Below are 25,925 nucleotides of genomic sequence, written 5' to 3'. Positions count from 1 at the left end.
TTGCCCTAAATACAATTGGGTTTTGCTGCATCAAATAAGGTAGCAAACAGGCCAACATCATCGGTAAACGTCACTATTTATCAGTATCTGAAGACCCGCTATGAGCATACAAGAAAGTATCTATTTTATCAGTAATGCCTTGGCGGCTATTTATGAGCCCTCAGAGGCGGAAATCATTGCCCAATGGCTCTTAGAATCCATAACGGGTTTGGCGCCCACGGCAATGCGGTTACAAAAAGATCAACTCCTGACTGCTGCTCAGGAAGCGACAATGCATCGTTATCTTGAAGAGTTGCAGCAGCATCGGCCCGTGCAATATGTCTTGGGAGAAAGCTATTTTTATGGATACCCCTTTTATGTTGATGAAGCCGTATTGATTCCCCGTCCGGAAACAGAAGAACTTGTACAAAAAGTATTGGCATATATCGACCATAAATATTCTGCTACAGAACCGGTACGGATACTGGAAGTAGGTACAGGAAGTGGTTGTATCAGTATTGCCTTGCAAAAGAAAGTCGCACAAAGCCAGGTTACAGGTCTTGATATTTCGGAAGAAGCCCTTGTTGTTGCTCGGCGCAATGCAGCATCGCTGGGAGCCACCGTTACTTTTGTCCGGGCAGACTTTTTGGAAGAGGCTTCCTGGGAAGCTTTAGGGACCTTTGACCTCGTAGTGAGTAATCCACCCTATATTACCCTTCCGGAAAAAGAAGCGATGCACACACATGTACTCAGTCGGGAACCGCACCTGGCCTTGTTTGTAAGCGATAATGACCCACAGCAATTTTACCGGAAAATAGAAACCTTTGCCCACAAATATTTGCGTAAAGATGGTGCAGTATTTTTAGAGCTGAACCAAAGCTTTGCCCACGATACACAAGACTTGTACAATCGCAATGGATGGAAGACCGATTTGTATAAAGATTTGAACGATAATGAACGGATGTTGGTCTGTTACAGATAAAAACTTTCTTTATTGGAACGCATTCATTATTTTTGTGACCAATAAAGTGACCCTGACCTTCATTTTACAAAATAAAAACGATGATTGAATTATTAGACGAAGCGGTAGATCTTGCAGCTTCAAATATGAAAAAAGCTTTAGCGCATTTAGATACGGAATTGTTGAAAATTCGCGCCGGTAAGGCTGCTCCGAACATGATCGACGGAATTACTGTAGACTATTATGGCTCTCCGACACCGATCAGTCAGGTGGCGAATGTAACTGTGCCCGATGTAAGAACCATTTCTATTCAGCCTTGGGAAAAGAATATGATCAGCCCGATCGAACGTTCTATTATGATGGCCAATATCGGTTTGACACCCCAAAATGATGGTGAGGTGATTCGTTTGTTCTTACCACCATTGACAGAAGAGCGTCGTAAAGAATTGGTGAAAAGAGTAAATGTAGAAGGCGAAACCGCAAAGATTGCTGTGAGAAGCAATCGTCGTGATGCGATTGAAACCATAAAGAAGCTCCAAAAGGATGGCTTGAGCGAAGATGCGGCTAAAGAAGCCGAAAGTCGCGTTCAGGGCTTAACCGATAAGAATATTGAGAAAGTAGAAGAAGCTTGTAAAGACAGAGAAAAAGAAATCATGACGATCTAAGTTTTTCTTTTATCATATTTCAAAGCAGGCTTCTTTCGGTAGCCTGCTTTTTAATTTCATAAATATAGCCTTATAACGCGCATGCTCTTTTTATCCCTGTTGGTTTGCTGTCAATTATCTCATATGAAAACTGAATTTCAGCAATGGAACCAGATCGTCCTAAATTGGATCGCTACAGTTCTTGTCCAAAACCCGATGTATTGTTTGGTACGGCCAGCTTACAGGAAAGAAAAATGATCAGAACTTATCAGTTTGTAAATAAGGTGGGGGAGACCTGGGAAACCCGGCAGCTACTCATCGACCCTAAAAAATATAGATAATCGTTTTAATAATAGAATACAATTATCTTTGCAAATCTTTTTAGTAGAAATTTTATATACATTTAAATACATTATGCATTTACATCAATTTTCAGAGCAAGAGCTGGTCCGCAGAGAAAAACTGACGGCCCTCGCTAATGCAGGCATAGAAGCCTATCCTGCACCTTTGTATCCCGTTTCGCACTATTCAGCCGATATAAAGCAGCAATTCTCCGAAGATAAGAAGGACGAGTTAGCCAGCGTATGTGTAGCCGGTCGTGTAATGAGTGTGAATAACAAGGGAAAGGCGGGTTTTCTGAAAATTCAGGATAGTAAGGGCATTATTCAAATTTACTTAAAGAAAGAAGAAATCTGTACCGAAGAAGATACCCGTCTTTGGGATGTAGCCATTAAAGGCATCGATTTGGGCGATATTATCGGTATCAAAGGATATGTTTTTGCAACCATGAAAGGAGAAATCTCGGTACATGCGCAAGAATTTACCCTATTGTCCAAATCCCTGAAACCCTTACCGGTTGTAAAACGCGATGAGGAAGGCAATGTATTTGATGAAGTAACAGACCCTGAGTTTCGTTATCGTCAGCGTTATGCCGACCTGATCGTCAATCCGCATATTAAAGAGACTTTTTTACAGCGTACTGTTATTATGAATACCATTCGGGAATTCTTAAATGCACAGGGCGCGATAGAAGTAGATACACCGGTACTCCAAAACATTCCCGGGGGTGCTGCGGCAAGACCCTTTGCCACGCATCATAATGCCCTTGATGTGCCTTATTATTTGCGTATCGCCAACGAATTGTACCTGAAACGCCTGATTGTAGGCGGTTTTGACTGGGTATATGAGTTTAGCCGTAACTTCCGTAACGAAGGAATGGATCGTACCCACAATCCGGAGTTTACCGTGCTGGAATGGTATACGGCCTATAAAGATTATTACTGGATGATGGAAATTACCGAACAATTGTTCGAGAAAATGGCCATGGCGGTACACGGAACGACAGATGTTCCTGTAGGAGATAAAATCATCAGCTTTAAAGCCCCCTTCAAACGTATTTCTATCTTTGAGTCCGTTAAAGAAAACACGGGAATTGATATCAGCGAAATGGATGAAGCCGGTCTGCGCCAAGTGTGTAAAGACCTGAATATAACTGTTGATCCGAACATCGGAAAAGGTAAACTGATCGATGAGATCTTTGGAGAAACCTCGGAACATACTTATTATCAACCGACCTTCATCATCGATTATCCGATCGAAATGTCTCCCCTGACTAAAAAACACCGTACAAAAGAAGGTTTGGTAGAGCGTTTTGAGTTAATGATCAATGGTAAGGAAATTGCCAATGCTTATTCAGAGTTGAACGATCCGGTAGATCAGCGTCAGCGTTTTGAAGAACAAATGAAATTGATGGAGCGTGGTGATGATGAAGCCATGTTTATTGACCATGATTTCTTAAGAGCACTTGAATATGGAATGCCACCAACTTCCGGTATCGGTATCGGTATCGACCGTTTGTGTATGTTGCTGACCAATCAGGCTTCTATACAAGATGTGTTGTTCTTCCCGCAGATGAGACCCGAAAAATTTGAAGCCGATGTGGTTGCATTATCGGATGATGCGAAAATTATTAAAGGCATTTTAGAAAAGGAAACGGAACTGCTATTAGATACCTTAAAAGCAAACAGCGGCTTATCCGGTAAAAAATGGGATAAAGGCATTAAAGAATTGACCTCAGCCAAACTGGCAACAGTGGAAAAGAGAGCCGATCATCTTTATGTGATTAATAAGTAGCCTTGACCCTTTAAATCAGCCTATTCGCTAAGCGCTGATATTAAATATACGACATTAAAAAATCNNGATTTTTTAATGTCGTATATTTGTGTGTTACTATTTAATAGGAAAAATGCGCAAAATATTAGTTACCGGCGGCTGCGGATATATAGGAAGTCATACCATTGTCGATTTAGTCAATAATGGTTTTGAAGTCATTTCGGCCGATAATTTATCCCGTGGTTATGGAGAAATGAACGATAGGGTAGCCCAATTGTTAGGCAGACCGATTCAGAATTTTGAAGTAGACCTTAGTGATGCGACGGCTACCCGTACCATCTTTGAAGCCCATCCGGATATTGAGGGGATTATACATTTTGCAGCTTACAAATCCGTTCCGGAATCGGTTCAGGAGCCTTTGATGTATTATAAAAACAATATCGGTTCCCTGATCAATATTTTAGAGTGCGCCCAGGCATACGGGGTTAAAAATATTGTGTTTTCTTCTTCCTGCTCTGTATATGGGAATGCCGATACCCTTCCTGTCACGGAAGCAGCACCCTTAAAAGAAGCAGAGTCTCCTTATGCCGCTACCAAGCAAATGGGAGAAGGGATTTGTGCCGATTTTGTAAAGGGAAATCCAGGATTTAAAATAGTTTTATTACGTTATTTCAATCCTGTAGGGGCACATGAATCTACCCTGATCGGGGAGATGAACCAGCGCCCGGAAAATATAGTACCCATCGTAACCCAAACCGCTGCCGGCATTCGTGCAGAAATGACGGTTTTTGGCGATGATTATGATACCAAAGACGGTTCCTGTGTACGCGATTATATTCATGTAATGGATATCGCACATGCCCATACTTTAGCCATAGAAAAATCACTGGCAGATGCACTGCCGGAACCTTGTTCTATCTTTAATTTAGGAACGGGCGAGGGGGTTACCGTATTGGAACTGATCCATGCATTTGAAAAAATATCGGGTAAGAAGCTGAACTATATCATTGGCCCGCGCAGACCGGGAGATGTAATTAAAGTGTATGCCGATAATACCAAAGCACGCACCCAATTGGGTTGGGACCCGAAATACAACATTACCGCTATGATGGAAACAGCCTGGAACTGGCAATTGATGCTCGCTAAAGAAAACGCGAAATGAACCCGGTAATCCCATCCGGTAAAGCGCTTGTTTTATTTGATGGCGTTTGCAATTTGTGTAGCAGTAGCGTACAATTGATAATCAGAAATGATACCAAAGACTATTTTCGGTTTGCTTCGTTACAATCGGAAATAGGGGCTCAGGTGTTACAACAAAGCAACATCCATACCGATAGTATTGTTTTAGTAGAACAAGGGCGTATCTATACCCAATCCTCGGCGGCATTATGCATCGCCAGACGGTTAAAAGGCCTGTATCCCTTGCTATATGGATTTATGATTATCCCTAAATTGCTGAGAGATGCCGTTTATGGATTCATTGCCCGCAACCGTTATAAATGGTATGGTAAAAAAGAGGCTTGCTGGATACCAAGCCCCGAATTGAAGAATAAATTTATTGCCTAATTATTATATTGAACATGGAAGATATTTTAGTTGGTTTTGATACCGCTACTGCTGATAACTGGAAAAGTCGATTAGAGAAAGATCTGAAAGGAATTACCTTTGAGCAACTGAGTGTTGTAGATGATAATGGTATCACGATCAATCCTTTTTATACTTACGAAGTAAAAGAATCATCCGCACCCGCATTTAACCATGCCGATTGGAGTATTCTGGAAAAAGTAGTGGTAAGGGATGAGAAAGCTGCTAACGAACAAGCCTTAAATGCACTGTCTACCGGTGCCAGCGGCCTAATTTTTGAATGTACCGGGGCAGATACCGATTGGGCTGCTTTATTACAAGGAATTGAACTACCTTATATTTATAGCTTTTTTAAATTAAAGAGTGGGACTGCTAAAGAAGTCCTTGACTTGTCTGCATATTTATCTGCAACAGACACGACCTCCTCGCTGACCCTCGCTGGTTACGATCCGCTTGCCGATTATGTCGCTTCCGGAGAACAGACTTATAAAGCGGCATTTGAGGCCTATGGTGTCGCAACCCTACATAAGGGACAGATCGTCGCAGATGGAAGTATTTATTATAATGCCGGTGCGAATAGCACTACCCAGCTTGGATTAATCACAGCGCAGCTGAATGAATATGTTCAAACCCTGGCCGATCAAAATAGCCTTGATGCTATAAAGCAAATCCACATCACCGTTTCTGTGGGGACAGCATTCTTTGAAGAGATTGCTAAATTAAGAGCCTTGCGGCAGCTGATCGATTTATTGCTTGCCCAATATGAAATTGCGCCTGAAGTTATCTTACAGGTACAAACCGGTACACTTTATAAAGCCCCTTTTGATGCGTATAACAACTTATTGAGAGATACCCTGGCTGGTATGGCCGCCGTTCTGGGTGGGGCAGATGCCTTGTATATACTGCCTTTTGATGAAGGTTTTTCTAAAGGGAAAGACGCTTTTAGCAAGCGTATGAGCATTAATGAACAATTGTTGATGAAAGAAGAAAGTTACCTGCATCAGGTAGCCGATGTCGCCAATGGCAGTCACTATCTTGATACATTGACGATGCAATTTGGCGAACAAGCCTGGGCTTATTTCAAGCATATCGAAAATACGGGTGGCTTTTTAGCGGCTTTTGATAAAGGATTAACGACAGCAGATATTCAGACGCAAGCCGGGATTCTATTAGAAAAATATAAATCGGGAGCGCGTACCTGGATCGGGATCAATAAATATCCCAATAGTGTAGATATGCCGCAAACGATGGAAATAGAGCTGCCTCAGGAGGGTATAATCAGCCCATTGAATATGGCTGCATTGATTATTTCCTAAGCACATCTATAAGAAATAATAGTTTTAAACTTGCATTTTAACAAAATGCGCTATATATTCGGGGAAAATTACAACAAAACAAATTACATATGGCACTTTCAGACAAACGTTACGTATTTTTAGTAGACGATGAGCCTATTCAAAACGAAATGTTGAAAGACTTTTTGACAGAACGGTATACCTACGAAATAAAGATATTCGATAATGGCGAAGATGCCATGGCACAAATGCATTTAAATCCTGAGATTGTAGTGCTTGATTACCACCTTAATGCGCATCTTGCTGATGCAAAAAACGGGGTAGACGTGCTTAAGGAAATGAAGGATAAACATCCGGAAACGCAGATTATCATGCTGTCGGGTCAGGATAAAATCGATGTGGCTGTAGATACAATGAAATACGGGGCATTCGATTATATCGTAAAAGGAGAAAGTGCTTTCTCCAGAATCGAAAACGTAATCAATAATGCCAGCGAGATTCATAAACTGAAAATCGTGAACGAGGGTTATAAAAGAACCATTACTTTATTAACGATTGTTATTGGTTTGATCGTTTTAGGAGCGGTGTTTTTTATGTTCTTAAAACCGATTATGGATAATCAGTAATTAGCAATATTATCATATAGTTAAGCTTCGATCTATTTATGATCGAAGCTTTTTTATATACTTTTTATTTACAATTTAATAACCGAGTGTATGATATTTATATATATAAATACCATTAGCTTTGTTCTTTATTATTAAATAAAGTATATGAAGAAAATCAACATTTTCCTTTTATTAATGTTCATTAGTTGTATGGGTTTCGCTCAGGTCAACCTGACTGCGGTGGGGACGTATTCCCAGGACTTTAATACGATTAATCCTACTACAGGTACCTTTACCAATAACAGCACTTTATCGGGCTGGTACATTAATCCAGGACCGGCCTGTAATCCTAATAATGGTAATACCAATTCTGGAGCATGTTATCATTTTGGTGCGGCCAGCCAGACCGATCGCTCTTTGGGAGCGATTTCCAATGGTACGATAACCGCTTATGTCGGCGTACGGTTTAAAAATACTACAGGTAATACCATTACTTCCCTTACGATTTCCTATACAGGAGAGCAGTGGAGATTGAATTCCAGTGCGAACGGTTTGGTATTCGGATACCAGATCAGCGCATCTGCAATTACCGATATTACAACGGGTAGCTGGACGGCTAATACGGCATTGGACTTTGCACCGATTAATACCGGAACTGCTGGTCCTATCGATGGTAACAATAGCAGTAACCGCCAGGCAAAAACCGCAACGATTGCCGTAAATATTCCTAATAATTCTGAGTTGTCTTTGAGATGGGTAAAATCTACCTCTAACAGTACCGGATTAAGTGTGGATGATTTCTCCATGTCCTGGAGTTCAGGTGCCTGTACGGGTGTTCCTACCGCACAAGCTAATTTTGGTACCATTACGCCAGACTTAAATAGTGCCACGGTTAATGTGACTGCAGGAACCGGTGGTTCCGGCAGAGTTGTGAAAATCAACACGGTTAATACTTTTACCGATATGATCGACGGAGAAAATCCGACGGCTGCATTGGCTTATGGCGGTGGTGAACAAGTCGTTTATAATGGTACAGCTACCTCGGTAGGCGTCATTACCGGGTTAAACAGCGCGACAACGTATTACCTTGCAGTATATGAATATAATTGTACCACAGGTCGTTATTATTTAAATCCTGCGACCGGCACACAATTTAACACCTTAACACCCTGTACCGGTGCACCTGCTGCACAAGCTGGCTTTGGTACGATTACCCCGGCTTTGAATAGCGCAACGGTTAACGTAACTGCGGGTACCGGAGGTGTCGGAAGGGTTGTAAAGATTAATACGACCAATACATTTACCAATATAGCAGACGGCAGCAATCCAAGTGCCAGTCTGGCGTACAGTGGCAGCGGAGAGCAAGTGGTATACAATGGTACCGCCACTAATGCAGGTACGATTACCGCGCTTACTGCCGGTACACAATATTTTCTGGCCGTATATGAATATAATTGTGCTACAGGCCGTTATTACCTCAACCCGGCTGCTACTACAGATTTTACAACTTTGATACCTCCTCCGGAAGGATTGCAGGTTGCCGCGGCAAACACGGCTTATACAATAGACTTTGATAATACGGTATCGGGGGTTAATAATGGTGCTTTTAACGGATCATCCAATACCACCGGTAATAACGGTACTTTAAATTCGAATGCCTGGTACTTTACCAATTCCGCTGCTACTTTACCGTCTACACCACCTACCTTCAATGTTACGGTAGGCAGTGCACAGGCAAACCCGGGATCAGGCCCGAGTGGTATGTATTCCATGAATATTAACGGAGGACAAGCAATTGGTATTCAACCTACCGGAAGTGTATACGAACCCGGAGCCGTTATTTTAAAAATACAAAACAAGACCGGTGCTCCCTTAACCAGCTTAAGTGTTGCCTATAACCTATATGTATACAACGATCAGGGAAGGGCTACTGCAGTATCCTTAGGATACTCTACAGGTAGTGCTTTTGTGGACATTGCCGGTTTAACCGAAACGTCTCCGACTACGGCCTCAGGAAGTCCTGTTGCAGAGAAAAACTTTAAAGCAGTTGATATTGATCTGTCTGCATCGCCGGTAGCCAATAATAATTATGCGTATATAAGATGGAGTTTTGCACCATCAGGATCATCTAGCGGTTCCAGAGATGAATTTGGTATCGATGATATACAAATTATAGGAAATGCGACAACGACTAGTCTTCAGATGCCTTCAGGTACACTTGTAAGTGCGGTATATAATGGTGATGTGAGCTTAACGGCGGCAAGCACGATTACGAAAAAAGCAGATTTCGCCTCTGGTGTCGTTACAACAGGAGCAGCAGCGCTGTTGACCATTGATAATGCCGCAACCATTACCGGAGGTAGTGCTACTGCCTATATTGATGGCCCTGTCGTTAAAAATACCAATACCACCAATTCATTTACTTTGCCTGTGGGTAAAGCGGGTGTTTATCGTCCGGTCACGATTGTGCCTAACAGCACTGCTGCCACTGCATTTAATGTAGAATACTTTAATACTCCATACAGCAATACCAGCGTAAATAGCCCTTTACAATCGGTGAGCAATAATGAATACTGGGATATTAACCGTACCGGTACGGCCAATGCAGATGTGACCTTAACATGGGGCAGCAGCTCTAATGTGGCAAATGTTTCTGATGTAAGACTGGCACATTTTAATAGTGGTAATAGTGCCTGGGAATCTTTAGGCGGTACGGCCAATGGTACCGCAACAGCAGGTACCGTAACAGTTGCCGGTGTATCAGCCTTTAGTCCTTTCACCATCGGAAGCGGATCTACACCATTACCTGTTCAGCTCCTGTCTTTTACAGGAAACAGAAAAGAAGCACAGAATGTATTATCCTGGACTACAGCAATGGAGCATAATAACCGTGGTTTCGAAGTGCTGTATGCAACCGACGGAATCAATTATCAACCCATTGGCTTTGTAAATACTTTGGCTAAAGATGGTCATAGTGTACAACAACTGGCTTATACTTTTGCGCATAGTACAACACATGCTAAAAGCTATTATAAATTAAATCAGGTAGATGTTGATGGTGCGAAAACACAGTCTGGTGTCGTGGTAATCAATAACGGGAACGCAGCAGATGCGATCAGTGTATTCCCTAATCCGGCTAAGGGTGGTACCGTACAAGTACGCTTTGCTAACACAACAGATGCTTTGATTACCGTAGTGGATGCTACAGGAAAAGTGATCTTGTCTGAAAATATGCGCAATGCCGATCGGTATACGCTGGAAGTAGGCAATCTATCTGCCGGTACCTATTTGATTCATGTGAGTGGATCGACAGGCAATGTTTTTGAAGGAAAATTCATAAAATTGTAAATTATTGTGTAAAAGATAGAAACCCATCGTATTATGCGATGGGTTTTTGTCTTATATACTGTACCTTCGTTATAACCTGATTTTCTATTTAAAAACACACAATTGCATGACGAGAAAAATTTTATCTTTTGTAACCATTACCTTGATTACGTTTGGTTGTACCCAAAAAGCAGAAGCACGCCTTAAAATCCCCTTTGGCGAACGGGATGTCCTCTCTAAAGTTGCGGATCTTCCCGATACCGAGGCATATCTTGTTAAAAAAGGGTCAACCATGATGTCTACCCAGAGCCAATATATGGACTTGGCGACCTATCATAAGGAATTCAACATCGCTTGGTTCTTACCCCTTTGGATTATACAAGAGCCTAAACTGGTAGGTTATAATGAAGTGGATAAAACGGCTTACGAATTATCTGACCAGGAGCTGCAGGAGATCTTAGCTGAAAATAAGCTGGATAAAAGCGAGCTGAATAAACTCGGTTTTTACACCCAATACGGCGGTAAGATCGTTGCCGGATTATTAATCATCTTTATTATATGGGGCATGATGCCATCTAAAAAATCGCCGGTAAAACCTCAAACTGTTTAAAAAAAACCAAAAAATACATTTTATGAATAATACTGTAATCTACGTGATCCTGTTTATGGTCATCATTTATGCCGCTTTCTTTTTCTTTTCTTACCAAAGGCGTAAAAAATTAAAAGACGTCTTTCAAAACCTGGATTTGCAACAGGAAGCCCTACAGGCAGATGTATACAAAGATAATTTGCTGGCAAAGGATTTCGGATTTATACAAGAGCAGCTTTCCGGCGAACCTATAGAAGCATTTACCTATGCCAATGCCCAATACACCGGGAAAGACCAGGCTAAAGATGTAGCCAAAGATGCCTTGAAAGGCATTGCTACATTAGGTACTGTACGCTTCACAACCGTTCAGACACCCAAATACCTTATACTGAGTCAAGGTGCGGTACACCTTCTGGATACCGATACAGAAGGGGAAGTATCCAAACACCTGATTTTCGATGCTTCAAGGATGCAAAATGCCCGTATCGAAGAAAAAGCGTTGAGCACTATGGCGAAAGCGCAGGCCAAATTTGCAGGCTTCGAGTTAAAATCCTATTCTTTACACCTGCCGACCGATGGCGACGATGTAGTGCTGGAATTATATTCAACACTTATGTTTAATCAAGCTACAACCGGTGGCAATATGATGACCATGAGCAGTCAAAGGCAAGTAGAAAATTTTGTGATTGCTAATCAGTTTTTATACAAGCTGGGGGTTAAATATCCACAATTGCGGGTACAAACAACCGTTCCTTTTTAAGCGCCTTTGCGCATAAAACAGGCATAAAGCATTTTATATTAGCGAAGGGGAAATACAATCAATTTGTATTTCCCCTTCGCATGTGTTACCGAGAGTAAATGCTATTTTGTAAATTCCGTAAAATGACAGAAATTGCAGGATGAAAGAGATACAATGTGTATTTCTACACTTGAATTTTGACTCTTAATATTAATGTCAGCACAATACTTAGTTTCTGCCCGTAAATACCGCCCTCAGACTTTTGACACCGTCGTTGGGCAGTCTCATATCACCACTACGCTGAAAAATGCGATCAAATCAAATCATCTGGCACATGCCTATTTGTTTTGTGGTCCGCGGGGTGTAGGGAAGACCACCTGTGCACGTATTCTGGCTAAGACCATCAACTGTGAGCGGCCAACAGCCGATACAGAGGCTTGCGGTACCTGTGAGACTTGTGTTACCTTTAACGAAAATAGTTCTTTTAACGTATTCGAGCTGGATGCGGCGTCCAATAACTCGGTAGATGATATTCGTTCCCTGACAGAACAGGTACGCTTTGCACCCCAAATTGGTAAATACAAAGTATATATCATTGATGAGGTACACATGTTAAGTGCTGCGGCATTTAACGCTTTTCTGAAAACCCTGGAAGAGCCACCACCGTATGCGATCTTTATCCTGGCTACTACAGAAAAACATAAAATCTTACCCACGATTTTATCCCGTTGTCAGATTTTTGATTTTAAAAGAATTCAGACCAACGATATCGTTGCCCACCTGAATGATATTTGTACCAAAGAAAACCTGAGTGCAGAAGAAGCCGGACTGCATATTATCGCTCAAAAAAGTGAAGGATGTATGCGGGATGCCCTTTCTATCATGGATCGGATCTCCAGCTTTAGTAATGGTAACCTCACTTATGAGCAAACCGTAGAGCACCTGAACCTCTTAGATGCCAGCTTTTATTTTAAACAATTAGATGCCGTCATGAGCACCGATGTGGCCAGTGTATTATTGCAACTGGAATCAGTGTATCAACGCGGATTTGAAGGAGATGCGATCATTAACGGTTTTGCAGAACACTTAAGAGATCTTTTGTTGTGTAAAGACAGTAAAATGACCATGTTGCTGGATATTCCGGAAACACATAAACGCATGTTCTTTGAAAAAGCGCAAATGGTTTCTTTGGAGTACCTGGTTTCCGCGCTGAATATCCTGAATGATGCCGAGATCAATTACAAAACAACACTGAACAAGCGACTGCATCTCGAAGTTACCTTTATTAAACTCTGCTACCTCAACAATGTTTTCGATACATCTTCCCTTACAGAAGATGCAAAAAAAAAATATCCCAGTCCTATAGCTGAGCCTGTTGTGCCTTCTGCCCCTGTAGAAGCACCACAAGCAAAAAGGCAAGAAGTAAGTCCTGAAAAACAACCGGAGTTACCAACCCCGACAGAAGCTACGGTAAAAACAACACCGGTAGCATCCGCTGCTCCTGCGGCTGCGGACGCCATTGCATCAACCCCACCACCTATCGGACCTCCAAAACCCAAGTTAGGTAAAGGCTTTTTGGAGCAATTACAGGCGCAAGCCGCCAGTACAGTTGTTCCACAAGAAACAATTGTAATGACGCAAGCCTTGGCGGAACAACTGTATGCGGCCTATATCGAAAAATTAAAAAACGATTCTGATAAGCTCTTACAAGCCACCAATTTGTCCAATGCCAGGATCATACTTAATAGTCCTGAGGAAATGATGGTCCTATGTAACAGTAATATCAGCCTGATTTATGTTGTGGGCAATATCGACCTGTTTCGGGATTATTGTAAGCAGGAAACCCATAATAAAGACCTTAGGGTATTGGCACAACTAGACCCCGGTGCGGAAAAACAAGCCCCTAAATTGCAATCTATCTCCAAAACAGAATTGTTTGATATGATGGTGGCGCAAAATCCTTTACTCAAACAGCTTAAAGATCAATTGAGGTTGGATTTAGGCTAAAACCATTATAGTATTCTTATGCATAACAAATTATTACTTTGGGCATTACTTTTGATGCCCTTTATATGCAGCGCACAGGATAAACAAATTGTCGGGAAAGTATATAAACTAAATGGTGTATTTGAAACCGCAGGTACGACAATGTTGGAAGATGCGCTTGAAATACAGGACTATAAAGTACTTCTTTTGAGAAGAAAAGATCAGCGATCGGGGCATTCGCTTTATACTGCGACACAATCTGCATTCTAGATTAAGCTGGATGAAACTCAACTAAAAAAATATAAGTATATAGCGTTCCGTTCCAGAGAGGAACAAAGTGTATTGGAAATCGCAAAAATCGGTCAGGATTCTATTGATGTTATTTTAGAAAATGATCTTCCCGGTATTGAAGTTTTAAAACCGGCTATTTACCTCTATCCCGAACAAACGACCACCGTCAGTGTTAAACATCACTTTAAAGGCACTGTTTTAAATACCTTTCCACCCTATGAAGAGGGCTGGAAGGTTATCGCCACACCGGAAGGAAAATTAAAAAACATAGCAGATAACCGAAATTATAGTTATCTCTTTTGGGATGGGAAAACGAACTTCTCTAAAAAGCACTTTGATTATAAAGAGGGATTCTATGTGTCCCGAAAAGATAACATTGCATTCTTACAGGAGCAGCTATCTTTGCTGGGCCTTAACGAAACCGAGACAAATGACTTTATTGTCTATTGGTTACCCCAATTGAATAGAAGCGAACGGAACTTTATTCATTTCTGGGTCAATGATAATATCGACCATACTTCTACACTCGAGGTACAGCCTAAACCGGAAACCATGATTAGAATATTCATGGAATTTATGCCGTACGATGGAAAAAAGCCCATGCTCCCAAAGCAGTTATTACCCCGAACCCCACGCAAAGGATTTGTGTTGGTCGAATGGGGTGGTGGACCTGTAGGGAGCTCGAAAATTGAATAAAATTTAGCCCCTAATTTCCCCCATAAAATGCAAAAGATACTGGATAGTATTGTTGATCATCAAAAAGTATTTGGAAGCTCTTTTGCAATAAAATATAAGGAATACAGCTGGGAAGGCCATAGCGGCACTTTTGAAGCCGGAAGCCAATACTTTCTTGGGAGCACCACAAAACTCTTTGTAACGGCAATCATCTTACAACTGCAGGATAAAGGATTATTACAATTAGATGATCCTATTGAACATTATCTTGATGATGGTCTGCTTAGAGATCTTCATTACTTTAAGGGTAGAGATCATAGCCGCGAGATTACCATTAAGCAACTGCTGTCGCATACTTCCGGGCTACCGGATTATTTTACCCAGAAAAACCGGAGAAGCATCAGTTTACAAAAAGACCTGACCAGTGGTATTGACCGCTATTGGGGACTACAGGAAGTGATTACCTATAGCCAGGAATTAAAGCCCCGGTTTGCCCCCGATACCAAAGGGAAAGCGGCCTATTCCGATACCAATTTTCAGCTCTTGGGCCAGATCATAGAAACGATTTGTTATAAAAGCTTTGCGGACTGTTGTGCAGAAATGATTTGTGTCCCTTTGGGCTTGACAGATACTTATGTATTTGAGGATGCAAAAGATACGCGGCCGCAAGCGCTATATTATAAACAAAGGACCTTACATATTCCTAATGGCATCGCTTCTGCCCGTGCAGATGGGGGAATGGTGTCTACTTCCAAAGACTTACTGGTCTTTACAGAGGCCTTTTTTAAAGGACGCTTATTTTCCGGAGTATCGATCGATCAATTAAAAGTATGGAACAGGATTTTTTACCCGATGCGGGCCGGTATTGGTATTCAACGGTTCAAGCTTCCATGGGTTTTGAATCCCTTGGGCGGCATCCCCGATTTATACGGGCATTCAGGCTTATCCGGTGCTTTGGCTTATTGTAATCGAGAGCAGGAATTGTATGTAGCCGGTACGGTCAATCAGATTGCTTATCCTGATATGGCTTTCCGGGTAATGATCCGGCTGATTCAGCAGGTACTGAAACATTGAGGATTTTTGTAGGCATGCCTAATCGCTTCTTGCTTTTCGGAAAGGAAGATAATTCCTTTTCGTACCATGCCCGGAGTAAAAAGTATCTTTTTAATATTTGATCTAAGTAGGTGTGTCGGTAGAGAGTAATTTTCGGATATCCACTTCATCCTGTGCAATCTGCGCTTTCAGGCTTTCTAAGCCATCAAATTTTTCTTCGCCCCGCACATAAGCGATAAACTCTACATACAGCTTTTCGCCATAAATATCCTGCTGGAAATCCAGGATATTCACTTCAATTGCAATGATATTATCATCGGTAACCGTAGGTCGTTTGCCGATGCTCATCATACCCTGGTATACCGTGTCTTTATAATGCACTTTTACAGCATAAATGCCAATGCCCGGAATTAAGATATCCGAATAAGTAGGTTGCAGGTTGGCCGTAGGATAACCGATTGTTCTGCCGATTTTATTGCCGTGTACGACCACCGCTTCAAAGCCATAGGTCCTGCCCAGCATGGCAGTTGCTTCGGCAATATTCCCTTTAGTAATCGCTTTCCTGATTTTTGTGGAACTGACATCAGCTTCCTGAATGAGCTGCTCTTCAATTTCGATAACCTGTACTGCAGCAGGAAGCATCTCTTTTAATGTACCGATATTACCCGAACGGTTATGGCCAAAATGGTGATCATAGCCAATGATAATCGTATGAGGTAGAAAAGTGTTGTATAAGAAGTTTAAGACATAATCCTCCGCACTCATCATAGAAAAATCTCTGGAAAAAGGAACCACTACAATGTGGTCGATCCCCTCTTGGGTAATGCGCTCAATCTTCTCTTCTAAAGACGACAATAAACCTAAAGCTTGCCCCGGTTGGATGATTTTTCTGGGATGCGGCTCAAAAGTAATGAGGATGCTTTCTCCATTCACTTTTTTTGCGGTATCGGCTACATTCCTGATAATCTTCTGATGTCCCTGATGCACCCCGTCAAAAGAACCAATCGTTAGGACAGGGTTCTTAAATCTGGGAAGATCGTTGATCGCATAAAATACACTCACTGCGCTTGCTTTATAAAGTTTAATCTATTCTTTTTAAATTGATATTGGAGGCCGGGGAAACGATTAATGGGAATTTCTCTATCGTTACATCAGAAGGATCCAGTCCGAAGCCTTTTTCTTCAGATAAGCTTATATTTTTTAAGATAAAATAGCCTCTCATCACCATTTTCTCAAACAGAGACAGCTGGTTGTCCCTTGATAAGAATTTTTCTAATACGATAAACCTGAAATCGCCCCGTACATTGTTCTTGCTCAAAGATTCATAACGGCTTACGATATTCACCTCTTTGTTCGCAACCAGGTCTTCAACCACCTTGCGGAACATCAATTGTACTTTTTGCTCCACACGGAATCCTAAACGGAATTCGATACGGATGATCTCATTAGGAATAATCGTATGTACCGAGTATTCGGTCGTATAAGGCTCATCCAATACATGTACATGCACAAACCAGTAGATATCGGCTCGTTTAGGTTTTTTGTATAAGATGGAGTAGATAATCTTATGTTCAATCTCTTTCTTTACATCGGCACTCGTCAGGTATACCAGGTGCGTCGCATATTTAGGAATAGAACGGTCATTAGACAGGTCCTGAATAATAGGTACATAATCTTCCAGTTTGACAAACTCAACGTAACGGTTCTTGATCTTGCGGGCACGATACCATACGTACATGATCCCAAACAGAAAAACAGCAATCACCAAAGTTACCTTACCTCCATGCTCAAACTTATCGAGATTGGCAATAAAGAAAGAGAATTCTATAGTAAAATAGATGGCCAGATAAAGGAAAATCAAGACCATAGACACCCTTCTGGTATATAGATAAAAGGCAAACAGGGTAGAGGTCATGATCATTGTCAGGGTAATGGAAAGGCCATAGGCACCCTCCATACTTTCTGAATTACCAAAATAAAACACGATCATACAACAGCCGGCAAACAAGCCCCAGTTAATCGCAGGGATATACAACTGTCCGCGTTCTGTAGTAGGATAATTGATTTTTAGCTTAGGCCATAAATTCATTTTAATGGCTTCGCTCACCAGAGAGAATGCCCCGGAAATCAAGGCCTGAGAAGCAATAATAGCCGCAAACGTAGCCACAAGGATACCGATAGTCCGGTATTGTTCCGGAATGATCTGGAAAAATGGGTTAATCTCTTTGGGTAATACTTTACCACTATAGTTATGAAGCAACCAGGCACCCTGTCCGATATAGTTCAGGATAAGGCATATTTTTACGAAAATCCATGATACGCGGATGTTTTCCTTACCACAGTGTCCCAGATCAGAATAAAGTGCCTCCGCTCCGGTAGTACACAAGAATACCGCTCCTAAGATCCAAAAGCCTTTAGGTTCTGTGATCAGCAACTGAATGCCATAGTATGGATTGATTGCTTTGAAAATGGCCGCATCATCGCCGATATGAATCAGACCAATCAAGGCCATCATAATAAACCAGATAAACATAACCGGTCCAAACAGTTTTCCGATCGATTTGGTACCAAATTGCTGCATGAAAAAGACCAATGCAAGAATCGCAATGACAATATTGATTGTGGTACTTTGAGACTGTTTTAAGCCTTCGATCGCGGAGGTTATGGTAATAGGTGGGGTGATGAGCCCATCGGCCAGTAAAGCCGCTCCCCCAATCATCCCGATAATGACAATCCATTTGGAATGCCGCCGCACCAAAGCGTAGAGCGAGAAGATGCCCCCTTCTCCGTTATTGTCGGCCCTTAGGGTGAGCCAGACATATTTAATCGTCGTTTGTATCGTTAAGGTCCAGATAATAAGAGATACGCCTCCCACCACCAGCAACTCGTCAATAACCCTTCCCCGTACAATAGCACTCATGGTATAAAGGGGAGAAGTACCGATATCTCCGTAGACAATACCCAATGCAATAATAATACCTGCTAACGATAGCTTTTTAGATGGTGCGCTCACAGCTCAAAAAAATAATTTAGGAAACAAAGGTATAGGTAAATTCTAAACTACAAAATTATTGTTCATTGTAAAATGTTTGACATTAATGTGACAAATGCTTTTGTAGTTTAGAAAACTAATGTATTTTCGCAAGGTCTCATGGGCTACTACGTATCTTTCCCACGCGGTATCCATAGATAAATAAAATTAATAGGACACCGTATGCTGCACATTATACAACAGATTCTTTTCATTATAGTATTGGGCTTTGCTTCTTTTATATTCTACAAAAAGATCATGTCGATCAGGCGCAATATCAATTTAGGTAAAGAAGAAACCTTTGGCGGCGCTGCCGGACTTCGCTGGAAAAATGTATTGTTGCTTGCCCTGGGGCAGAAAAAGATGTTTAAACGCATGACCCCGGCCATACTGCACTTCTTTGTATATGCCGGCTTTCTGATCATCAATGTAGAAATGCTGGAGATTATGCTGGATGGTATTCTAGGTACCCACCGTTTATTCGCTCCTTATATCAGCAGCATATACCCCATATTAGTCGGTTTCTTTGAGTTGCTGGCGTTTACCGTACTGGTATCCTGCGTCATCTTCCTGATCAGAAGAAACGTCTTAAAAATCAAACGCCTTACTACCGGTGAATTGAGTGGAGGATGGCCCAAAACCGATGCCAACCTCATTCTGATTACAGAAGTGGTGCTAATGTCTTTGCTGCTCATCATGAATGCCTGTGATTATAACCTGCAACAGATGGGCTCAGAACATTATATGCAAACAGGTCCTTTCTGGATCTCCCAATACATTGCACCTTTATTCTCTGGTTTAAGCGAGACATCTTTAATTGCGATCGAGCGCAGTGCTTGGTGGATACACATTGTAGGTATTCTGGCCTTCCTGAACTACCTGCCTTATTCAAAACATTTACATATTGTCTTAGCATTTCCTAATGCCTACTACGCTGCCTTAGAGCCGGCTGGTAAGATGCATAATATGACCGACATTCAGCAAGAGGTTTTGTACATGATGGAGCCGGAAAAAGCACCAACGGAAGTGCCTGCTGATGCGGCACCTGCACGTTTCGGTGCCAAAGATGTTATGGACCTGAGCTGGAAAAGCCTCATGGATGCCTATGCCTGTACCGAATGCGGTCGTTGTACCACCAACTGTCCGGCAAACATTACGGGTAAAAAATTATCGCCGCGTAAGATCATGATGGATACACGCGATCGCCTGGAAGAAGTGGGCAAAAACGTGGATGCGAATAAAACTTTTGTAGAAGATGGAAAAGCCTTGCTACATGATTATATTACGACCGAAGAGCTAAGGGCTTGTACCAGCTGTAATGCCTGTGTGGAAGCTTGCCCGGTAAGTATCAATCCTTTGAACATCATTTTGGAATTGCGTAGAAACCTATATATGGAAGAAGGTGATGTGCCTCAGGAATGGATGCAGATGTCTACAAATATTGAAAATAATATGGCCCCATGGAAAATGAGTCCGGATGACCGGGATGCCTGGGTACATAATTAAAGATAAAACATATCATGCACGATTTATTTGTATTTGCAACCATAACCAGACAAAAATTTGCACAATTAGTAGATAGTTTGACTATTGAACAATTGAATACCATACCTGCCCATTTTAATAATAATATTGCCTGGCATTTAGGGCATATTGTAGTAAGCACAGAAATTCTGTGTTATCACAGAACGGGCGTACAACCAGAGCGGTCTATTGAATGGATGGATAAATATAAGAATGGAAGCAAGCCAGAAGGATTGATTACAGCAGCGGAAATAGACCTATTGAAGGACAGATTACAGCGCTCACTGGAAGAGATCCGTTCAGATTATGATCATGGCGTCTTTAAAACCATAAAACCTTATCAAACTATGACCTTTGGTTTTGTGATGGACAATATGGAGACGGTATTAGAATGTTGCTCTCATCATGACCTGTTGCATTTAGGTAATGTAAGCGCTATGCGAAAATTAGTATAGCAGATAAAATAGAATAGTAATTTTACATATAAAATTAGGAAGAGAATGACGGTAAAAACAATGGCCGAATATATGGCTGAAGGAACGGAGCCAGAAGTGTTGTTTTGGGTGGGCTGTGCCGGTAGTTTCGATCAGCGCGCACAAAGAATAACAAAAGCATTTGTACAGATATTAAATAAAGTAGGTATTCAGTTTGCTATTTTAGGTAAAGAAGAAATGTGTACCGGCGATCCGGCACGCAGATCGGGTAATGAATTCCTGTTTCAGATGATGGCCTATAATAATATTCAATTATTAAACGGTTATGGGATTAAGAAAATCGTCACGGCCTGTCCGCACTGTTTCAATACGATTAAAAACGAGTATCCGGCCTTAGGGGGCGAATATGAAGTCATACACCATGCTACTTTTCTGCAACAGCTGATCAACGAAGGTAAAATCGTAGTTAAAGACGGTGGTGCTTTTAAAGGAAAAAAAATAACCTATCACGATAGCTGCTATTTAGGCAGGGCCAATAATATATACGAAGCGCCCAGAGCCGTTTTGGAGGCTATGGATGTGGAGCTGGTAGAAATGAAACGTTGTAAATCCAATGGTTTATGTTGCGGTGCCGGTGGTGCCCAAATGTTTAAAGAAGATGAGCCGGGAGATACCCGCATTAACTTTGACAGAAGCAAAGAAGCGGTGGCAACCGGAGCGCATATTATCGCGGCGAACTGTCCTTTCTGTACCACCATGTTGATGGATGGGGTGAAAAATGCAGAAAAAGAAGATAGTGTACAAGTATTAGATATAGCCGAAATGATTGCACAAAGTTTGGAGGCGTAACACTTGTTTTGCGGGGAAAGAAACAGAATTCCGGCAGATAGTGGTGGTGTGAAGGGTAATTAGCCTTTAGTGAAAAAATGATATTTATAAACCAATAATCTTAATATTTAATCATGAAGAAAGTAATTACTGCCGTTTTAGTATTGAGTACAATAGGATTCTTTTCTTGTACTAAAAAAATCTTCACTTGTGAATGTTCTTATGACGAGAACGGAACAAAAAGTACCGTGCATTCTGGACTGCCCAGTATTACCAAAGTAGATGCTGATGCATCCTGCGATACGCTGCAAACCAGGATGATTGCCAATGGCTTTGCCAATACTTCCTGTTTTCTTAAATAGAAAGATGTAAACTTTTTTGATCAAAAGCTGCTTTTCTGAGCAGCTTTTGTGTTTCATATATCAGGGATATTCCTTAATTTTATCCAATGAAGAAAAATCCACTATTATTGATAATATTAACCCTGGTTGCCTTTACCTTTTTGCAGTCCTGTAAGAGAGATTATTCCTGTACTTGTGTAAGTTTTAACAATGCGACCTACAGCAAAGCGGATACAACCATAAAAAAAGCAACCAAAACGGATGCCATATATTATTGCGATCAGATCGAAAGACAAAAAATATATGATTATACAGTTGGCTTAAGCAACGATACGGTGATGTATTGTAACCTCGGTACAAAATGATAAATTAAAAAGGCTGNNCAGCCTTTTTAATTTATCATTTACTTAATGCCATTCTTGAAAAAGAAATTGTATTTTTAAACTAACTAAATATATAATACTTTGACAGAACAAATCATTAACCTGGAATCGGTAAACCCCATAGAATTTTTTGGTGTAAATAATAACAAGTTCGACCTGATCAAAAAGCGTTTTCCCCTGTTAAAGATATTATCCAGAGGATCCCAGCTAAAGATTGTAGGTCACCCGGATGAAGTGGCACTTGCAAAGGATAAAATTGGCTTGATTGTACAATACCTTGAAAAAAACGGACATCTTTCGGAAGACTACTTTTCTACTATTTTAGGCGATGCAGATGGCAACGTTGATGATGGCGCGCCTACCAGCATACTGGATATAGACTCAGATAATAATATCATTGTTTTTGGAAACAATGGTAAGGTTATCAAAGCGAAAACCAAAAACCAAAAGTTGATGGTAGCTATAGCGGATAAAAGCGATATAATTTTCGCTATAGGACCCGCAGGTACCGGTAAAACATATACGGCAGTTGCCTTGGCAGTAAGGGCGCTGAAGAATAAGTCTGTAAAAAAGATCGTCTTGACCAGGCCTGCTGTAGAGGCAGGTGAGAACCTGGGATTTCTTCCCGGAGACCTTAAAGAAAAAATTGACCCGTATTTGCGTCCCTTATACGATGCATTGGATGATATGATCCCTCCGGACAAGCTCAGCTATTATATGGCCAACAGGATTATCGAGATTGCGCCGCTGGCCTATATGAGAGGCCGTACCCTGGATAATTGTTATATTATCCTGGATGAAGCCCAAAATACCACCGATCTGCAACTGAAAATGTTTTTGACCCGTATCGGACCGTCCGCTAAGGCGATTATTACCGGTGATATGTCGCAAGTCGATTTACCAAAAAATCAAAAATCAGGATTGGCAAAAGCAAACCGCATCCTGAAAAATATTGAAGGGATCAGCTTTATTGAACTGACCGGTGATGATGTTGTACGCCACAGACTGGTTAAACATATTATCAGAGCCTACGATCAGGAAACCGACCGTGAAGAAAAATTGCATGAGCAATACAAAGAAGAAAAAAGGCAACAATATAAACCACAACATATCGAAGCCGAAAATAATAGCAAACCGGAGTAATCTATATACTTTAATGATAACGTGCAAAACAATTCTGTTTTGCACGTTTTTTTTATACAAAAGAGCACAATTTCTCTTTCTGTAAATCGTAAATAAACTAATTTTGAGGCACAAATAAAACAGATGACGTTTACAGATAAAGTAGTAGCAATTACAGGGGCCTCTTCCGGTATTGGCAGAGCCTTAGCGCTGGATGCATTAAACAGAGGGGCTTTCGTAGCCGTATGTGCCCGGAACTTGGAAAAGCTAAAAGGGAGTTTCCCGCAGCATGAAAGACTGTTATTGCTTGCCGCAGATGTTTCTAAAGAATCGGATTGTAATTCCTTTATCGAGGCCACGATTGCCCAATGGGGTAGGGTAGATGTCTTGATCAACAATGCCGGAAGCAGTATGCGTGCTTTGTTTCAAGACCTCGATCTTAAAGTACTCAGAGAGTTAATGGACGTCAATTATTGGGGTACCGTGTGCACCACAAAGGCGGCCTTAGACAGTATCATAAAACATAAAGGAACGATTGTCGGCGTATCTTCCATAGCGGGCTACCGGGGTTTGCCGGGGCGTACCGGCTACTCGTCTTCTAAATTTGCGATGCAGGGCTTTATGGAATCCTTACGTACAGAATTGCTGTATAAAGATGTAAATGTAATGTGGGTAGCACCGGGTTTTACCGCATCTAATATTCGGAACACCGCCTTGGCTGCAGACGGTTCCGCACAGAAAGAAACACCTCTGGATGAAAGTAAATTAATGAGTTCGGAAACCTGCGCCCGTATCATTTTGGATGGTGTGGAAAAGCGAAAACGAACCATCGTCATGACCGGACAGGGAAAACTAACCGTCTTTTTAAGTAAATTCTTACCGGGATTTCTAGATAAAATGGTCTTCAATCATTTTGCAAAAGAACCGAACAGTCCTTTGAAGCGATGATAAAGAAATATTTATAATACAGCCGGTTTAGACCTTCTAAACCGGTTATTTATTTTATCCCACTCCTTTAGCGGTAGCAGTGCTACGATCAAAATGCCCAGTTGTTCAATAAAGAATACATTGGCAAACAGAGCAGTGCTGATAAAAATAAACAGTCCCATAAAGATCAAAAAGCGATCATATTTCCGGGTGAAAAAGCCGATCAGGAACATACCTTCTGCCAGAAAAACAAATTTCTGCCCGATATTGACCAGAGTGCCATGTTGAATTAACCAGGAGTAAGCCATCGTCAGGGTAGACCCCGGATTTAAAAATACATATTCAGCCACTTGCTCTTTCATGGTTTGCAATCCATAATCCCATTGCCACATCGCACCGTTTATTAATTTTAAAATAAACGTAGAGCCATATACCCAACAGGCATAGAAGCGTAATCCTTCCCATAAAAGCGCGAAAGACCGATCGGAACGCATACAGAACGGAAGCGTTGCCAGCCATAGCAAAAAGAGATAATGCTGGTTAAAATTGACGTAGATATTGGTCGTAATGATGAATAAAAGCAACAATATGCTAAACAAGACCGCGAAATAATTTTTCCTCGGAAACACAGCCAGTAAAGCCGCTGCGCCAAAAAGAAAAACATTGAACAGTTGTGCCGTAAAAGGATATTGTGTGAGCCATTCCCCTATGCCGGAGGCTCTGTAGAGGATATGGGCAATGTTGTAGCCGGCCCTTGTCAATACCGGTTGCGCAAGTTGGGACGGTAAGGTATGGGCCATTGCCCTTAAGAGCAAACACAAGATGCAATAAATCATCACAAACCTTGTGATGATCAGTCTTTGCTTTTCTATCGTGATGTGTATCTCTTTACTCATTAATGATTATTTTACTGCTGTCTACTTGTAATATTCCGCCTGCATCAAATTTTACCCAACGTTTCGTTACTTCCAAATGCGTTATTTGTTCACCGGTATTATTTTCCATATATCGTTTCAGCCATTGCGGATAGCGCTGTACGTCATTCCTTTTATTACTGATATGGCTTGCAAAAGCCGGATCGATATGCAGCTTTTGGAGCACAGCGGCATATTTGCTATTTAGCGGATCTTCATAACCGTTAGCCTTGATATTGTCGTAATTTGGAATGGTATAGCTAAAGAAAATTTTCCAATGATCCTGAGCCGTAGGCAGGTTAAAGGTTTTGCCATTATATTTCAAATCATAAAAAACATAATTCTTTTCAGGAGCCGCATCAATATTTGTAGAAAACATACCCCAGGTAAATACAGGCGTCATTTCAAAAAACATATAAGGGTTCACCCGAGATTGGATCATTAATATAGAACCTATAGCATATATAACGACAAAGATATATAGCCTTTTACTGTGTTTTCTTAACCTGCTGAAATACGATTCCTTCATAAGCGATGTACGGAATCATTAGGTTTTTATTCCGTTTTTTGTCTGTAAA

General features: G+C 41.3%; 25 protein-coding genes and 1 pseudogene. 22 read left to right on the top strand and 4 right to left on the bottom strand.

Annotated elements, in window-relative coordinates; translation table 11 throughout:
• Positions 1-100 precede the first annotated feature (100 nt).
• The 15 genes and pseudogenes from prmC to DBR32_RS05410 all read left to right on the top strand — a co-directional run bounded on the left by prmC (position 101) and on the right by DBR32_RS05410 (position 15,864).
• Entirely contained in the window at positions 101-961 is an 861-nt protein-coding gene (prmC, locus tag DBR32_RS05475; RefSeq protein ID WP_124635298.1) for a peptide chain release factor N(5)-glutamine methyltransferase, read from the top strand.
• Positions 962-1,041: 80 nt separating this feature from the next.
• Entirely contained in the window at positions 1,042-1,605 is a 564-nt protein-coding gene (gene frr / locus DBR32_RS05470; RefSeq protein WP_124635297.1) for a ribosome recycling factor, read from the top strand.
• Positions 1,606-1,748: 143 nt separating this feature from the next.
• Complete coding sequence (locus tag DBR32_RS15565) at positions 1,749-1,925, top strand: hypothetical protein (RefSeq protein WP_158605916.1); 177 nt, start codon at positions 1,749-1,751, stop codon at positions 1,923-1,925.
• A 73-nt stretch (positions 1,926-1,998) separates the two neighbouring features.
• Positions 1,999-3,507, top strand: a pseudogene (gene lysS, locus DBR32_RS05465) (lysine--tRNA ligase); the annotation flags it as partial.
• 322 nt (positions 3,508-3,829) lie between these two features.
• A complete protein-coding gene (gene galE, locus DBR32_RS05460; protein ID WP_124635295.1) occupies positions 3,830-4,858 on the top strand; it encodes a UDP-glucose 4-epimerase GalE in 1,029 nt (342 codons plus the stop codon).
• Positions 4,855-5,262 (top strand): thiol-disulfide oxidoreductase DCC family protein, encoded by a 408-nt coding sequence (locus DBR32_RS05455; RefSeq protein WP_124635294.1) that lies wholly within the window; start codon positions 4,855-4,857, stop codon positions 5,260-5,262. The genes galE and DBR32_RS05455 overlap by 4 nt, the downstream gene beginning before the upstream one ends.
• Positions 5,263-5,276: 14 nt before the next feature.
• The gene (locus DBR32_RS05450; RefSeq protein ID WP_124635293.1) at positions 5,277-6,596 is read left to right on the top strand and encodes a methylmalonyl-CoA mutase family protein; all 1,320 of its coding nucleotides are present in this window, start codon (positions 5,277-5,279) and stop codon (positions 6,594-6,596) included.
• Positions 6,597-6,685: 89 nt separating this feature from the next.
• Positions 6,686-7,201, top strand: a complete 516-nt coding sequence (locus tag DBR32_RS05445; RefSeq protein ID WP_124635292.1) for a response regulator — start codon at positions 6,686-6,688, stop codon at positions 7,199-7,201.
• A gap of 147 nt (positions 7,202-7,348) precedes the next feature.
• Complete coding sequence (locus DBR32_RS05440) at positions 7,349-10,531, top strand: T9SS type A sorting domain-containing protein (protein ID WP_124635291.1); 3,183 nt, start codon at positions 7,349-7,351, stop codon at positions 10,529-10,531.
• A gap of 106 nt (positions 10,532-10,637) precedes the next feature.
• On the top strand, positions 10,638-11,120 hold the full coding sequence (locus tag DBR32_RS05435; protein WP_124635290.1) for a hypothetical protein: 483 nt from the start codon (positions 10,638-10,640) through the stop codon (positions 11,118-11,120).
• Between the two features lie 22 nt (positions 11,121-11,142).
• On the top strand, positions 11,143-11,859 hold the full coding sequence (locus DBR32_RS05430; protein WP_124635289.1) for a hypothetical protein: 717 nt from the start codon (positions 11,143-11,145) through the stop codon (positions 11,857-11,859).
• Positions 11,860-12,051: 192 nt separating this feature from the next.
• Positions 12,052-13,845 (top strand): DNA polymerase III subunit gamma/tau, encoded by a 1,794-nt coding sequence (dnaX, locus tag DBR32_RS05425; RefSeq protein ID WP_124635288.1) that lies wholly within the window; start codon positions 12,052-12,054, stop codon positions 13,843-13,845.
• An 18-nt stretch (positions 13,846-13,863) separates the two neighbouring features.
• Positions 13,864-14,094 (top strand): hypothetical protein, encoded by a 231-nt coding sequence (locus DBR32_RS05420; protein ID WP_124635287.1) that lies wholly within the window; start codon positions 13,864-13,866, stop codon positions 14,092-14,094.
• A 72-nt stretch (positions 14,095-14,166) separates the two neighbouring features.
• Complete coding sequence (locus tag DBR32_RS05415) at positions 14,167-14,811, top strand: hypothetical protein (RefSeq protein WP_124635286.1); 645 nt, start codon at positions 14,167-14,169, stop codon at positions 14,809-14,811.
• Positions 14,812-14,838: 27 nt separating this feature from the next.
• Positions 14,839-15,864: a serine hydrolase gene (locus DBR32_RS05410; RefSeq protein WP_124635285.1), complete on the top strand. Its 1,026-nt coding sequence runs from the start codon at positions 14,839-14,841 to the stop codon at positions 15,862-15,864.
• A 102-nt stretch (positions 15,865-15,966) separates the two neighbouring features.
• Here DBR32_RS05410 and DBR32_RS05405 read toward each other — a convergent pair whose 3' ends face one another.
• Together DBR32_RS05405 and DBR32_RS05400 are read right to left on the bottom strand one after the other, a co-directional pair.
• Complete coding sequence (locus tag DBR32_RS05405; protein ID WP_124635284.1) at positions 15,967-16,905, bottom strand: bifunctional riboflavin kinase/FAD synthetase; 939 nt, start codon at positions 16,903-16,905, stop codon at positions 15,967-15,969.
• A 19-nt stretch (positions 16,906-16,924) separates the two neighbouring features.
• The gene (locus DBR32_RS05400; protein ID WP_124635283.1) at positions 16,925-18,856 is read right to left on the bottom strand and encodes a KUP/HAK/KT family potassium transporter; all 1,932 of its coding nucleotides are present in this window, start codon (positions 18,854-18,856) and stop codon (positions 16,925-16,927) included.
• A gap of 201 nt (positions 18,857-19,057) precedes the next feature.
• On the opposite strand from DBR32_RS05400, the gene DBR32_RS05395 reads away from it, so the two are divergent.
• The 7 genes from DBR32_RS05395 (at position 19,058) to DBR32_RS05365 (ending at position 24,454) form a co-directional block, all read left to right on the top strand.
• Positions 19,058-20,380 carry a (Fe-S)-binding protein gene (locus DBR32_RS05395; RefSeq protein WP_233559669.1) on the top strand — a complete coding sequence of 441 codons (1,323 nt, stop codon included), beginning with the start codon at positions 19,058-19,060 and terminating at the stop codon, positions 20,378-20,380.
• Positions 20,381-20,394: 14 nt separating this feature from the next.
• The gene (locus DBR32_RS05390) at positions 20,395-20,853 is read left to right on the top strand and encodes a DinB family protein (RefSeq protein ID WP_124635282.1); all 459 of its coding nucleotides are present in this window, start codon (positions 20,395-20,397) and stop codon (positions 20,851-20,853) included.
• A 45-nt stretch (positions 20,854-20,898) separates the two neighbouring features.
• A complete protein-coding gene (locus DBR32_RS05385; RefSeq protein WP_124635281.1) occupies positions 20,899-21,681 on the top strand; it encodes a (Fe-S)-binding protein in 783 nt (260 codons plus the stop codon).
• A 113-nt stretch (positions 21,682-21,794) separates the two neighbouring features.
• Positions 21,795-22,022, top strand: a complete 228-nt coding sequence (locus DBR32_RS05380) for a hypothetical protein (RefSeq protein ID WP_124635280.1) — start codon at positions 21,795-21,797, stop codon at positions 22,020-22,022.
• An 86-nt stretch (positions 22,023-22,108) separates the two neighbouring features.
• Positions 22,109-22,366 (top strand): hypothetical protein, encoded by a 258-nt coding sequence (locus tag DBR32_RS05375; protein WP_124635279.1) that lies wholly within the window; start codon positions 22,109-22,111, stop codon positions 22,364-22,366.
• A gap of 99 nt (positions 22,367-22,465) precedes the next feature.
• Positions 22,466-23,527, top strand: a complete 1,062-nt coding sequence (locus DBR32_RS05370) for a PhoH family protein (protein WP_124635278.1) — start codon at positions 22,466-22,468, stop codon at positions 23,525-23,527.
• 123 nt (positions 23,528-23,650) lie between these two features.
• Positions 23,651-24,454 (top strand): SDR family oxidoreductase, encoded by an 804-nt coding sequence (locus DBR32_RS05365; protein ID WP_124635277.1) that lies wholly within the window; start codon positions 23,651-23,653, stop codon positions 24,452-24,454.
• 11 nt (positions 24,455-24,465) lie between these two features.
• Here the strand turns inward: DBR32_RS05365 and DBR32_RS05360 are convergent, their stop codons facing one another.
• Positions 24,466-25,329, bottom strand: coding sequence for a hypothetical protein (locus DBR32_RS05360; RefSeq protein WP_124635276.1), 864 nt, complete (start codon positions 25,327-25,329; stop codon positions 24,466-24,468).
• Entirely contained in the window at positions 25,322-25,789 is a 468-nt protein-coding gene (locus DBR32_RS05355; RefSeq protein WP_124635275.1) for a hypothetical protein, read from the bottom strand. The genes DBR32_RS05360 and DBR32_RS05355 overlap by 8 nt, the downstream gene beginning before the upstream one ends.
• Positions 25,790-25,925: the final 136 nt, after the last annotated feature.

The sequence above is a fragment of the Taibaiella sp. KBW10 genome, from assembly GCF_003852495.1.
Lineage (GTDB): Bacteria > Bacteroidota > Bacteroidia > Chitinophagales > Chitinophagaceae > Edaphocola.
This window is presented reverse-complemented; position numbering and strand designations above follow the sequence as displayed.